Annotated in this window: 10 protein-coding genes; 3 read left to right on the top strand and 7 right to left on the bottom strand. The window is 75.2% G+C overall.

Annotated elements, in window-relative coordinates:
- Positions 1-3: 3 nt before the first annotated feature.
- Both CHC11_RS32740 and CHC11_RS32735 read right to left on the bottom strand, forming a co-directional pair.
- Positions 4-3,027: an AAA family ATPase gene (locus CHC11_RS32740; RefSeq protein WP_089315745.1), complete on the bottom strand. Its 3,024-nt coding sequence runs from the start codon at positions 3,025-3,027 to the stop codon at positions 4-6.
- Positions 3,024-4,151, bottom strand: coding sequence for an exonuclease SbcCD subunit D (locus CHC11_RS32735; RefSeq protein WP_089315744.1), 1,128 nt, complete (start codon positions 4,149-4,151; stop codon positions 3,024-3,026). The genes CHC11_RS32740 and CHC11_RS32735 overlap by 4 nt, the downstream gene beginning before the upstream one ends.
- A gap of 116 nt (positions 4,152-4,267) precedes the next feature.
- Here CHC11_RS32735 and CHC11_RS32730 point away from each other — a divergent pair, with 116 nt between their 5' ends.
- The 3 genes from CHC11_RS32730 (at position 4,268) to CHC11_RS32720 (ending at position 7,118) form a co-directional block, all read left to right on the top strand.
- On the top strand, positions 4,268-4,954 hold the full coding sequence (locus tag CHC11_RS32730; RefSeq protein ID WP_179279120.1) for a RibD family protein: 687 nt from the start codon (positions 4,268-4,270) through the stop codon (positions 4,952-4,954).
- The gene (locus CHC11_RS32725; RefSeq protein ID WP_089315743.1) at positions 4,941-5,375 is read left to right on the top strand and encodes a cytidine/deoxycytidylate deaminase family protein; all 435 of its coding nucleotides are present in this window, start codon (positions 4,941-4,943) and stop codon (positions 5,373-5,375) included. The genes CHC11_RS32730 and CHC11_RS32725 overlap by 14 nt, the downstream gene beginning before the upstream one ends.
- Positions 5,376-5,675: 300 nt before the next feature.
- Complete coding sequence (locus CHC11_RS32720) at positions 5,676-7,118, top strand: aldehyde dehydrogenase (protein WP_089315742.1); 1,443 nt, start codon at positions 5,676-5,678, stop codon at positions 7,116-7,118.
- 145 nt (positions 7,119-7,263) lie between these two features.
- On the opposite strand, the gene CHC11_RS32715 is transcribed toward CHC11_RS32720, so the two are convergent.
- The 5 genes from CHC11_RS32715 to CHC11_RS32695 all read right to left on the bottom strand — a co-directional run.
- Positions 7,264-8,712 carry a class I adenylate-forming enzyme family protein gene (locus CHC11_RS32715; RefSeq protein WP_089315741.1) on the bottom strand — a complete coding sequence of 483 codons (1,449 nt, stop codon included), beginning with the start codon at positions 8,710-8,712 and terminating at the stop codon, positions 7,264-7,266.
- A gap of 268 nt (positions 8,713-8,980) precedes the next feature.
- Positions 8,981-9,823 (bottom strand): ATP-binding cassette domain-containing protein, encoded by an 843-nt coding sequence (locus CHC11_RS32710; RefSeq protein WP_089315740.1) that lies wholly within the window; start codon positions 9,821-9,823, stop codon positions 8,981-8,983.
- On the bottom strand, positions 9,820-10,872 hold the full coding sequence (locus CHC11_RS32705) for an ABC transporter permease (protein WP_089315739.1): 1,053 nt from the start codon (positions 10,870-10,872) through the stop codon (positions 9,820-9,822). The genes CHC11_RS32710 and CHC11_RS32705 overlap by 4 nt, the downstream gene beginning before the upstream one ends.
- Positions 10,869-11,858: a sugar ABC transporter substrate-binding protein gene (locus CHC11_RS32700; RefSeq protein ID WP_089315738.1), complete on the bottom strand. Its 990-nt coding sequence runs from the start codon at positions 11,856-11,858 to the stop codon at positions 10,869-10,871. The genes CHC11_RS32705 and CHC11_RS32700 overlap by 4 nt, the downstream gene beginning before the upstream one ends.
- A gap of 45 nt (positions 11,859-11,903) precedes the next feature.
- The coding region (locus tag CHC11_RS32695) for a thiamine pyrophosphate-dependent enzyme (RefSeq protein WP_245920073.1) at positions 11,904-12,212 on the bottom strand (309 nt) is incomplete at its 5' end.

Genomic DNA, 12,212 nt, shown 5'->3' with positions numbered 1-12,212 from the left:
GCGTCAGACGACGACCGCGGCGGTGGAGCCCGCGCGGTCCTTGGTGACGCGGAGCTGGGCGGGGATGCGGGCGCGCAGCTCGGCGACGTGGCTGACGATGCCGACCGCCCGGCCGCCGTCGCGCAGGCCGTCCAGGACGTCCATGACCTCGTCGAGGGTCTCCTCGTCGAGCGTGCCGAACCCCTCGTCGACGAACAGGGTGCCGATCTCGGTGCCGCCCGCCTCGGCGGTGACGACGTCGGCGAGGCCGAGGGCCAGCGCCAGCGAGGTGATGAACGACTCGCCGCCCGACAGGGTGACCGGGTCGCGCATCAGGCCCGTCCAGGAGTCGGCGACGCGCAGGCCGAGCCCCCCGGCGCCCTTGGTGCGGTCGCCCGCGGCCTTGTCGGTGGTGTGGACGAGGGCGTAGCGGCCCCCGGACATGCGGTGCAGCCGCTCGTTCGCGGCGGCGACGACCTGTTCGAGGCGGGCGGCCAGCACGTACGCCGACAGCGACATGGCGTGCCGGTTCGCGGCGTGCTTGCCCGAGGCGAGCCCCGCCACGCGCTCGGCGACCTCGTGCCGCCCGGCGGCGGGCCGCCACGCGCCGACGGCGACGGCGAGGTCCGTGCGCAGCTCGGCGAGGCGCTCGCAGCGGTGCCGCGCGCGGTCGGCGGCGTTCGCGGCCCCGGTGTGCGCCGCGTCCGCCGCGGCCACCGCCGCCTCCAGGGCCGGCAGGTCGGGCGCGGGCGCGGCGGCGGCCGCGACCAGCTCCGGGTCGCCGAGCAGGGCGCGGACCTCGGCCTCCTCGTCGTCGAGCCGGCGGATCCGGTCGCGCAGGACGCCCTGGTCCTCGTCCGGCAGCGCGGCTTCCAGGACCTCCTCCGGCGTCCGGAACCCCTGCTCCTCGGCCTCCTGCGCGGCCTTGGCCCGGGCGGCGGCCAGCTCCTCGTCGGCGCGCCCGTACGCGCGGGCCGCCTCGACCGCGGCGGCGAGCGCGTCGGCCTCGCCGGCGAGCCTGGCGATGCGGGCCTCCAGCGTCGGGTCGCCGCCGCGGGCCTCGTCCAGCTCGGCGGACAGGCGGGTCTGCTCGGCGGCCAGTTCCCGGTCGTGGGTGCGGTTCTCGGTGAGGGCGCGGCCGGTCTCCTCCTGCGCGCAGCGGACCTGGTCGAGCTCCTGCTCGTGCCGGTGGAGCGCGGCCTCCAGCCGTTCGGCCTCCGCCGCGCGGGCCTCCGCGGCCGCCAGCGCCGCCTCCGCCCCGGCGAGCTCGGCGGCGAGGGCGTCCGCGTCGGCCTCCCCGGCGATCTCCAGCAGCTTGTCGCGCTCGGTGCGCAGCTCCCCGGCCGCGGTCCCGGCCCGCTCCCGGACGTCCTGGGCCTCGTCGGCCTCGGCCTGCGCCCGCTCCACCTGATCCTCGGTCGGGATCAGCGCGAGCGAGGTGACCGGGGCCGGGTGCTCGGTGGAGCCGCAGACCCGGCAGGGCTCGCCGTCCGCCAGCTCCTCGGCGAGGACGGCGGCCATGCCGTCCAGCCGCGCCTGCCGGAGGTCGAGGACGCGCTGCCGGGCGTCCTGGGCCGCGTCGACCGCCGTCCGGTACCCGGCCTCCGCCTCGGCGAGCCGGTGCTCCACCTGGTCGCGTCGCTGCGCCGCGTCGAGGCGGCGCCCGGCGTCCCGGACGGCGGCCGCGGCGCCGGAGCGTCGGGCGGCGGCGGTCCTGGCCTCGTCCAGCTCGGCGCGGCGGTCCTGCACGAGCGCGGGAAGCTCGGCGAGCGCGGCGCGGATCCGCGCGTCCTCCGGCTCCAGCCGCAGCAGCTCCGCGGCCAGCGCCTCCCGCTCGCGGCCGACCTGCCGGAGACGGGCGGCTGCGGCCCTGCGGCCCTCCAGCGCCGCGGCCTCGTCGCGGCGGTCGCGCTCGGCCTTGGCGAGGACGTCCTGCGGCGCCTTCGGCGGCAGCAGCGCGGCGGCCCGGGACCGGGTCTCCTCGGCCCAGCGGCGGGCGCGGCTCGCCTCCCCGTACCGGGCCTGCACATCCCTGACCAGCGGGACGACCCGGTCGGCGCGGGCGGCGGCGTCCAGCCGCGAGGCCAGCCCCGACTTCTCCTCCGCGCGCTCGGCCAGCGCGTCGCGCCTGGCGAGCGCCTCGGCATGGCGGCGCCGCCGGTCGGCGAGCGCCCGCGCCTCCTCCAGCTCCTCGCGGGCTCCGCGCAGCGTCGCCGCCACGCCCGCGCGCAGCTCCTCGACGACGGCGCGGACGTCCTGCTGACCGCCCGCCAGCTCGGCGGCCCACGCGGGCAGCGCCTCCACCTCGGCGAACGGCTCCACGGCCGGCTCGCCGCGGCGCGGCGCCGGGACGGGCGGGCGGGGCGCGCGGGGCGGGGCGGCGCCGGTCGTCTCGCAGATCCGGTCGGCGACCGAGACCGCCCGCGCCCCGAGCTCGGCGGCCTCCCGGCCGGACGCGGCGCGCCGCTCGGCGAGCCACTTCTCGACCTGCGCGAACACCTCGGCGGCGAACAGCCGCTCCAGCACCTTGCGGCGCTCGTCGACGCCGGCGCGCAGGAACCCGGCGAACTCCCCCTGCGGCAGCATCGCCACCTGGCAGAACTGGGTCGCGTCCATCCCGAGCATCTGCGACACGAGGTCGCCCGCCTCGTCCAGCCGGGTGCTGAGCCCCACCCACGCGCCGTGCTCGAACTCCTCGAGGACGACCTTGGCGTGCTCGGTCGTCGTCCCGGACCCGCGCAGCTTCGGCCGCTCCCAGGCGGGCGAGCGCGAGACGCGCAGCCGCCGGCCCCGGATGGTCGTCTCCAGCACCACGCGCGGCCCGGCGCCGGGCGGCGCGTGGTCGCTGCGCAGCCCCTTCACCGCCTTGCGGACGCCGGGCACCTGCCCGTAGAGCGCGAAGCACACCGCGTCGAGGATGCTCGTCTTGCCCGCGCCCGTCCGGCCCTGGACGAGGAACAGCCCGGCGTCGGACAGCGCGTCGAAGTCGATGACCTCCGTGCCCGAGAAGGGCCCGAAGGCCGTGATCTCCAGCCGGTGCAGCCTCACGCCAGGGCCTCCTTCCGGCGGCAGGCCTCGAATGCCTCGTGGAGCAGGTCGCGTTCGGCGCCGGTGGCCGGCCCGTCGGTGACCTCGGCGACGAAGTCGCCCGCGATCTCGAGGGCGGAGCGCTCGCGGACGCGCTCGGACCAGGTGCGGCCGCCGTCCGTGCCGCCGCCCTCGGGCTCGAAGCCGAGGACGAGGGTGTGCGGGAACCGGCGGCGCAGCCGCTCCATCGCGGCGGACGGGCGGCGCGCGTCGGTGAGCGTGACCTGGAGCCAGCGGTCCTCGACCTGGTCGAACGACGGGTCGGAGAGCAGGTCGTCGATGCGGCCGCGGACCCGGGCCAGGCGCCGCGGGACGGGGGCCTCCACGAACTCCGCCGCGACGCCGCCGGCGCGCAGGTCGATCAGCCACGAGCCCTTGACGTGTCTCTCCTCGGAGAAGGAGTAGGCGAGCGGCGAGCCCGAGTAGCGGACGCGGTCGTTGACGGGCCAGGCGCCGTGCAGGTGGCCGAGCGCCGCGTAGTCGACGCCGTCGAACACCGACGCCGACACCTGCGAGGACCCGCCCACCGAGATGTCGCGCTCGCTCTCGCTGGACTCGCCGCCGGTGACGAACGCGTGCGCGAGCACGACCGAGAGCCGGTCGTGGCGCGCAGCGTCGTCGCGGACGCGGCGCATGGCCTCGGTGAGCGCGGCGGCGTGGCTGCGCTCGTCCAGCTCCCACGGGTGGCGGACGAGCTCGGGCTCCAGGTAGGGGACGCCGTAGATCGCGGCGTCGCCCACGACGACGGGCTCCCCCACGGTCGCGAAGTCGGTGCGGACGTGCACGCCGGCGGCGTCCATCAGCGCCGACCCGAACCCGAGGCGGCGCGCGGAGTCGTGGTTGCCCGCGATGAGCACGACCCGGGTGCGGGCGGCGAGCCGCTCCAGGGCCTCGTTGCACAGCCGGACCGCGTCGACGGCGGGCAGGGCCCGGTCGTAGACGTCCCCGGAGACCAGCACGCACTCGACCCGCTCCGCCGCGACGGTCTCGACCAGGTGGTCGACGAACGCCGCCTGCGCGGCCAGCAGGTCCTCGCGGTGGAACGATCTGCCGAGATGCCAGTCGGAGGTGTGCAGGATTCGCATGTCGCAGCAACCATAGGCACCCCCTCCGACACATCCGGCGCAGAAACGCCGAGTCGCCTCAAACGATCTGCGCGGGCGATGCGATCAAGGACGCGGCGCTCCCGTAGGGTGGCGGCGTGAGCGACCGTCCCTACGTGCTTCTGAGCTGCGCGATGTCCGCCGACGGCTACATCGACGACGCGACTCCGGAGCGGCTGCGGCTGTCCAGCACGGCGGACTGGGACCGGGTCGACGCGGTGCGCGCCGGCTGCGACGCGATCCTCGTCGGCGCGGGCACCGTCCGGGCCGACGACCCGAGGCTGCTCGTCCGGTCGGCTTCGCGGCGGGATCAGCGGGTCGCGCGCGGGCTGCCGCCCGACCTCACCAAGGTGACGATGACCTGGAGCGGCGACCTCGACCCCGGCGCGCGGTTCTTCACCACGGGCGAGTCCCCGAAGCTCGTGTACGCCCCGACCGGCACGGCGGGCGTGCTGGCGGCCCGGCTGGCCGGCTTCGCCGAGGTCGTGGACGCCGGCGACCCGCTCGCGCTCGGCACGGTGCTCGGCGACCTCGCGTCCCGGGGCGTCCGGCGGCTGATGGTCGAGGGCGGCGGCGGGATCCACACGCTGTTCCTCACCGCCGGCGCGGTGGACGAGCTGCAGCTGGTGGTGGCGCCGTTCTTCGTCGGCGACCCGTCCGCGCCGCGCTTCGTGCGGTCCGGGGTGTTCCCGCAGTCGCCGTCTCGGCCGATGCGGCTGGAGGAGGCCACCCGCATCGGCGACCTCGCCCTGCTGCGCTACCTGGTCGGCGGTGCGCGTGGATGACCTCGGCTGGCTGGCCCTGGCCTGCGACCTCGCGGCCCTGTGCCCGCCCTCGCGCACCGCGTTCTCGGTGGGCGCGGTCGTCGTCGGGCCGGACGGGCGGGAGTTCGCACGCGGCTTCTCCCGCGAGGACGACCCGCACGACCACGCCGAGGAGGCCGCGCTCGCCAGGGCCGGCGGCGACCTGGCCGGCGCGACCGTCTACAGCTCGCTCGAACCGTGCGGGCACCGCGCGTCGCGCCCCCGCACGTGCGCGGAGCTGATCGTCGCTTCGGGCGCCCGCCGCGTCGTGTTCGCCTGGCGCGAGCCGGCCCTGTTCGCCGCGGGCGCGGGCGCGGGGATCCTCGCGGCCGCGGGCGTCGAGGCGGTCGAGCTGCCCGAGCTCGCCGAGCGCGCCCGCCGCCCGAACGCGCACCTGCTCTAGGTGAAGCCGGAGGCCGCGCGGGGCCGCCCCTCGCGCTCGTGGAAGCAGCGTGTTCCGGCGGCGGGGAGGTTCCCGTCCCGCAGCCGCCCGGCGTCCTCGCCGCGCGCTCGTCGGGAATGTCGTCCCGGCCCTCGTTCGGCGCCGCCGGGCTCAGCGGGCGCCGCCGCGGCTCGACGGGCCGGACCGGATGAGACTCCAGTCTCATTCCTCTTGCCAACGCCCCGGGACGTCATGCGATGCTGTGACCAAGCAAGCATTCGGTTACCCGCGTCGGCCCTCGGGCAGGGGAGGCACAGCAGCATGCGCGAGCACGATCGGCTGTTCATCGGAGGCCAGTGGGCCGCACCGGCCGGGACCGGCGTGATCGACGTCGTCTCCCCGCACACCGAGGAGGTCATCGGGCGGGTCCCCGAGGGCACCGAGGGCGACATCGACGCGGCCGTCGCGGCGGCCCGGCGCGCCTTCGACGAGGGCCCCTGGCCGCGGATGACCCCCGCCGAGCGCGCGGAGATCGTCGGCCGGCTCTCGGCGATCTACGCCGAGCGGCAGCAGGAGATGGCCGACCTCGTGACCGCCGAGATGGGATCGCCCATCATGTTCTCGGTGTTCGGGCAGTCGGCCATCCCGCAGATGGTGCTGCAGTACTACGTGGACCTCGCCGCCTCCTACACCTGGGAGGAGGAGCGGCAGGGCATGCTGGGCCCGGTGACGGTCACCCAGGAGCCGGTCGGCGTCGTCGCGGCGATCGTCCCGTGGAACGTCCCGCAGTTCACGCTGATGCTCAAGCTCGCGCCCGCGCTCATCGCCGGCTGCACGGTCGTGGCCAAGCCCTCCCCCGAGACCCCCCTGGACTCCTACCTGCTCGCCGAGTGGATCCGCGAGGCGGGCATCCCCGAGGGCGTCGTCAACCTCGTCCCGGCCGGACGCGAGGTCGGCGCCTACCTCGTCGCGCACCCCGACGTCGACAAGGTGTCCTTCACCGGCTCCACCGCCGCCGGGCGCAAGATCGGCGCGGTCTGCGGCGAGCAGCTCAAGCGGGTCACCCTCGAACTCGGCGGCAAGTCCGCCGCGATCATTTTGGACGACGCGGACCTGGCCTCCACCATCGAGGGCTTCAAGCTCGCCTCGCTGATGAACAACGGCGAGGCGTGCGCCGCGCAGACCCGCATCCTGGCGTCCCGCCGCCGCTACGACGAGGTCGCCGACGCCCTCGCGACCATGGTCGGCGGCCTCGCCGTCGGCGACCCCTCCGACTACGGCTGCGAGATCGGCCCGCTGGTCGCCAGGCGGCAGCAGGAGCGCGTGGAGAACTACATCCGGATCGGCCAGGACGAGGGCGCCAAGCTGATCACCGGCGGGCTGAACCGCCCGCACGACCGCGGCTGGTACGTCGCGCCCACCGTCTTCGGCGACGTCGGCAACGACATGCGCATCGCCCGCGAGGAGATCTTCGGCCCCGTGCTGGTCCTCATCCCCTACGAGGACGAGGCCGACGCCATCAGGATCGCCAACGACAGCGACTACGGGCTCGGCGGCTCGGTCTGGACCTCCGACGTCGACCACGGCGTCGACGTCGCCCGCCGCATCCGCACCGGGAGCTGCGGCGTCAACATGTACACCCTCGACCCGAACACCCCGTTCGGCGGTTACAAGAACAGCGGCCTCGGCCGCGAGCTCGGCCCCGAGGGCATGCACGCCTACCTGGAGCACAAGTCCATCCCCCACCCCGCCCCCGCGGGCTGACACCCGCCGCTCCCGCGCGTCCCCGGGGCGCGCGGGAACGCGCACGGCGTCGCCGTGCCGGGCCTCGTGGCGGCGCAGGCCATGCGGCGAAGGCAGCCCGCGCGTCCGGCGGCGCATCGAAGAAGTGCCCGGTCGCGGGTGCACGTCACGGGGAGAGGCCGGCGCGCTCCAGCAGCTCCCGGCGCCTGACCCGGCCGTCGGGCGTGCGGGGGATCTCGTCCACGACGTGCACCGCCGACACCTCCCGGGTCCTCGGCACGCGCCCGTTGACATGGGCGAGGAGGTCGGCCTCGGACACCGGTTCGGCCAGCACGGCGAACGCGTGGGGCGCGAGCCCGAGGTCGTCGTCGGGGGCGGGCGCCACGACGGCGTCCCCCACGGACGGATGCGCGGCCAGCACCGCCTCCGGGTCGCCGGGCGGTTCGCGGTGCGCGCCGGCGAGCCGTCCGAGGATGAACACCCGGCCGTGCTCGTCGGCGAACGCCGAGTCCCCGGTGGGCAGCCACCGCGCGGGCCCCGCGGCGGCCCGCGCCACCGGGAGCCGCACGCACATCTCGCCCGGCTGGTAGGCCGGCTGCACCGCCCCGGTGCGCGGGTCCACGACCCGCCACGCCACGCCCGGCAGGCCGCGCCCGACCGAGTCGAGCGTCCCCTCCTCGGCGGCGCGCAGGTTGAGGTGGGTGAACCCGCCGGCCTCGGCCAGCCCGTAGGCCTGCCGCACCGGGCAGCCGAGCCGGGCCGCGGCGGCGCGCGCCTCCTCCGCCGCGAGCGGCCCGCCGGCGACCACGACGGCGCGCAGCGCCCGCAGGTCGTAACGGCAGACGGCGCGCTCGTAGGCGAGGGCCTCCAGGAGCTCCGGCGGCAGTACCGCGACGGTCACCCGGTGGTCCCGCAGCGCGCGGAGCAGGTCGTGGCGTCCCGCCCCGGAGAAGGCGACGACGGTGGCGCCGAGCCGCAGCGCCGGGTTGAGCACCCCGTTCAGCCCGAGGACGGTGCTGAACGGCAGCGCGCTCAGCACCGTGTCCCCGCCGCCGAACATGGCCGACTCGGCGACCCTCATCAGGCCCGCCACGACCTCCGCGTGCGTCAGCCGCACCGTCCGGGCAGGCCCCCTGCCGGTCCCCCGCGTGCACGCCAGCAGCGCGACGTCGCCGCAGGTGCGGGCACCGGCGGTGCGCGGGTCGGCGGGGGCCGGGGCGGCGAGCAGGTCGGTGAGCCGCAGCAGGGTCGCCTCGCCGGTGTGCGGGCCGCCGTCGCCGCGGGGGTCGTCGGTGATGGCGGAGCGGGCGCCGGTCTCTTCGAGCAGTCGGGACGTGTCCGGGCCGGTGCGGGGGAAGGGGACGGCGCCGGCCGCGATCACCGCGTGCAGGGCGACGGCGAGGTCCAGGGGCTCGCGCAGGCGCAGGCCGATCACGTCCCCCGGCATGGATCCGGCGCGTGCGAGGGCGGAGGCCACGGTCCCGACGAGGGCGGAGAGTTCCGCGTGGGACAGGGAGCGTCCGGACGACGCGTCCAGCACCGCGGTCTTCCCGGGGTCGGGGGCGGTGCCGAGCACCGCGCGGGTCACGGTGACCGCCGGGTAGGCGTGGTCCACACCTCACCACTCCCGGCCGGGCCCGCGGACGAGGGCCTCGCCCTCGTCCGGGCCGGGCTCGGCGGGGAGGTCGGTCTTCACGGGGGTCTCCGGCGCGGTCATGGTCCCTGCCGTTCCGTGCCCGCGTCGCCGCGGGGCCAGGACGTCCGTCATGGCCCTGTGAGTGTGGCATCGCGCTGCGTGGTCCGCCACGGTTTCGCCGTCTCGGTCTGGGGAGCGCGCCCGCGCCGTCTCCGCCCCGGGCCGCGCGGGCGGCCCGGGGCGCCCGTCAGTCGTCGGTGAGGCCCAGGCTCTCGGCCTCCTTCGCCATCTGCACGGCGGCGGCGGACGAGCCCGCCGCGTCGAGTTCGTGGGCGAGCTCCTCCAGCTCGCCGCCGCCCGCCATGAGGGCGGTGAGCTCCTCGCGGGTGATCTCCTCCTTGGTGTGGTGGCCGATGCCGCGCCCCCGGTTGAGGATCAGGAAGCGGTCGCCGACGGGGTAGGCGTGGTGCGGGTTGTGGGTGATGAAGACGACCGCGAGGCCCCGTTCCCGCGCCTGCACGATGTAGCGCAGCACCACCCCGGCCTGCTTGACGCCGAGGGCGGCGGTGGGCTCGTCCAGGACGAGGGCCTCGGCGCCGAAGTGGACGGCGCGGGCGATGGCCACGCACTGCCGCTCGCCGCCCGACAGGGTGCCGATGGGCTGGTCCACGTCGCGCAGGTCGATGCCCATCGCGGCCATCTCCCGGTGGGTGGTCGCGCGCATGGACCTGACGTCCATGCGCCCGAAGCGCACCCGCTTCTCCGAGCCGAGGAAGAAGTTGCGCCAGACCGGCATGAGCGGGACGACCGCCAGGTCCTGGTAGACGGTCGCGATGCCGCGTTCGAGCGCGTCGCGGGGCGAGCCGAAGCTCACCTCCTCGCCCCGCACCTCGTAGGTGCCGAGGTCGTGGCGGTGCAGCCCCGCGACGACCTTGATGAGCGTGGACTTGCCGGCCCCGTTGTCGCCGAGGACGCAGGTGACCTCGCCCGCGGAGGCCTCCAGGTCCACGTCGCGCAACGCGATGACGTTGCCGTAGTTCTTGCCGACGCCGCTGAGCCTGATGAGCGGCGCCCCCTTCGCGTCCGTCATGGCGACCGCTCCACTCTGCGCCGCACGACCAGGTTGACCACGGTGGCGATCAGCAGCATCGCGCCGAGGAAGAACCGGAACCAGTCGGGGTTCCACTCGGCGTACACGATGCCCTTGTTCGTCATGCCGAAGATGAACGCGCCGATCGCCGCGCCGATCGCCGACCCGTAGCCGCCGGTGAGCAGGCACCCGCCGATGACCGCGCAGATGATGTAGAGGAACTCGTTGCCGACGCCCTCTCCCGACTGGACGGTCGCGAACGCGAACACCAGGTGCATCCCGGAGAACCAGGCGCACAGCGCGACGCCCATGAACAGCCCGATCTTCACGCGGTCGACGGGCACGCCGACCGCGCGGGCGCTGCCGGCGGCCCCGCCCACCGCGAAGATCCAGTTGCCGACGCGGGTGCGCAGCAGGAGCCAGGTGGCGATCGCCGTGAACAGCAGCCACCAGAACACCGTGACCTTGACGTTGACGCCGAGCACGTCCACGTCGGAGGCGAAGACCGCGCGGGCGGAGGCGAAGCCGTCCATGTCGCGGACGGAGTCGCTGGCGACGTTGCCGGTGAGCGCCTTCGTCACGCCGAGGTTCAGGCCCGCGAGCATGAAGAACGTGGCGAGCGTGATGATGAAGCTCGGCAGCCGCGTCCGGACGTACAGCACGCCGTTCACCATGCCGAGCGCCAGCGTCAGCACCAGCGAGATCACCACGCCCGCCCACACGTTCAGCGTGAACTGGTAGGCGGTCAGCGCGGCGATCAGCGCCGAGGACGTCACCATCACCCCGGCGGACAGGTCGAACTCGCCGCCGATCATCAGCAGCGACACCCCGACCGCCATGATCCCGAACGTCGAGGCCGCGTACAGCACGGTGGAGAACGACCCGGCGCGCAGGAACGCGTCCGCGACGATCGAGAAGAACGCGAACAGCGCCACCGCGCCGAGCAGCGCGCCGAGCTCCGGGCGGCCCAGCAGCCGCCGCAGCGGCGACCGCCCGGCCAGGCGCTCGTCGGGGCGGGCCGCGGGCGGCCCGGCCACCGCCTGGGTCATCGCGTCCCCCGGTTCGCGAACGCCTCCAGCTGGGCCGCGTTCCGCTCGGTCACGATCGCGGGCCCGGTCAGCACGGGGCGCCCGCCGCCGAGCACGTTGCCGTTGTTCTTCAGCAGCCACAGCTCGTCGACGGCCTCGTAGCCCTGCAGGTAGGGCTGCTGGTCGACGGCGAACTCGATCGCGCCGGACTTGATCGAGGCGATCAGGTCCTTGTTCAGGTCGAACGTTCCGATCTTGGCCTTGCTGCCGGTCTCCTTGCCCGCGTCGACCGCGGTCGCGGCGAACGGGGCGCCGAGCGTGAGGATCCCGTCGATGCTCTTGTCGGCCTGGAGCTTGGCCGTGATGGACGACTTCACCTCCGGCATGTTGGTGCCCTGGACGAACAGGTTCTCCAGGTCGCCGCCGAACGTCTTCTTCGCTCCGGCGCAGCGGTCCTCCAGGCCGACGTTGCCCTGCTCGTGGACGACGCACAGCGCCTTCTTGGCGCCGATCCTCGCCAGCTCCGTGCCGGCCGCCTCACCGGCGATCGACTCGTCCTGCCCGAAGTGCGCGACCGCGCCGAGCCCGGCCGACTCCTCGGCGCCGGAGTTGATCGATACGACCGGCACCTTCGCGGCCGCGGCGCGGGCCAGCACGTCCTTCATCGCGTCCGGCTTGGCGAGGGTGACGATGATGCCGTCGACCTTCTTGTCGAGGGCGGCCTGGACGAGCTGGGCCTGCTTGCCGCCGTCCGGGTCGGCGGAGTAGAGGAACTCGACGTTGTCCTTCGCGGCGGCGGCCTTGGCCCCCTTCTGGACGATGTCCCAGAAGGTGTCGCCCGCGCCGGAGTGCGTGACCATCGCGATCTTCAACCGGGGGCCGGCGCCCTCCGGCGTCTCCTCGGACTTCTTGCCGCCCGAACTGCTGCAGGCGCTCAGCGCCAGCAGCCCCGCGGCGGCCAGCACCGCGAGACCTCTGGACGTCCCGTGCGCGAAAACGCCTCTCATCGGCTGCTCTCCGTTTCTCCCCGATTGGTCGGTCTGAGGAGTTGATCACAGATGATGACGGCGCGTGCGCCTATCCCTCTCATATCGGGCGCGGGCCTCCCGGGTGGAGTCCAGCGCCGACACCTCCGCGACCGGGACGTCCCACCATGCCGCACTGTCGGGGGTGCCTGCCAGGGGGTTCGTCTCAACGTGGACGACCGTGGTCCTCGGGGACTCGCGCGCCTGCTGGAGCGCGTCCCGCAGGTCGGTGGACGTGGCCGCGCGGATGACGTCGGCGCCGAGGCTGGCGGCGTTGGCGGCCAGGTCGACCGGGATGGGGTCGCCGTCCAGCCCGGTGGGGGTGCGCACGCGGTG

The organism is Actinomadura mexicana (genome assembly GCF_900188105.1).
GTDB lineage: Bacteria > Actinomycetota > Actinomycetes > Streptosporangiales > Streptosporangiaceae > Spirillospora > Spirillospora mexicana.
The sequence above is the reverse complement of the archived record's forward strand: the minus strand, read 5'-3'. Positions and strand labels throughout refer to the sequence as shown.

Bases quoted from the DNA above. Each gene is read 5' to 3' on its own strand.
- CHC11_RS32735 (WP_089315744.1), bottom strand. From the start codon at position 4,151: ATGCGAATCCTGCACACCTCCGACTGGCATCTCGGCAGATCGTTCCAC.
- CHC11_RS32720 (WP_089315742.1), top strand. From the start codon at position 5,676: ATGCGCGAGCACGATCGGCTGTTCATCGGAGGCCAGTGGGCCGCACCG.
- CHC11_RS32710 (WP_089315740.1), bottom strand. From the start codon at position 9,823: ATGACGGACGCGAAGGGGGCGCCGCTCATCAGGCTCAGCGGCGTCGGC.
- CHC11_RS32705 (WP_089315739.1), bottom strand. From the start codon at position 10,872: ATGACCCAGGCGGTGGCCGGGCCGCCCGCGGCCCGCCCCGACGAGCGC.
- CHC11_RS32700 (WP_089315738.1), bottom strand. From the start codon at position 11,858: ATGAGAGGCGTTTTCGCGCACGGGACGTCCAGAGGTCTCGCGGTGCTG.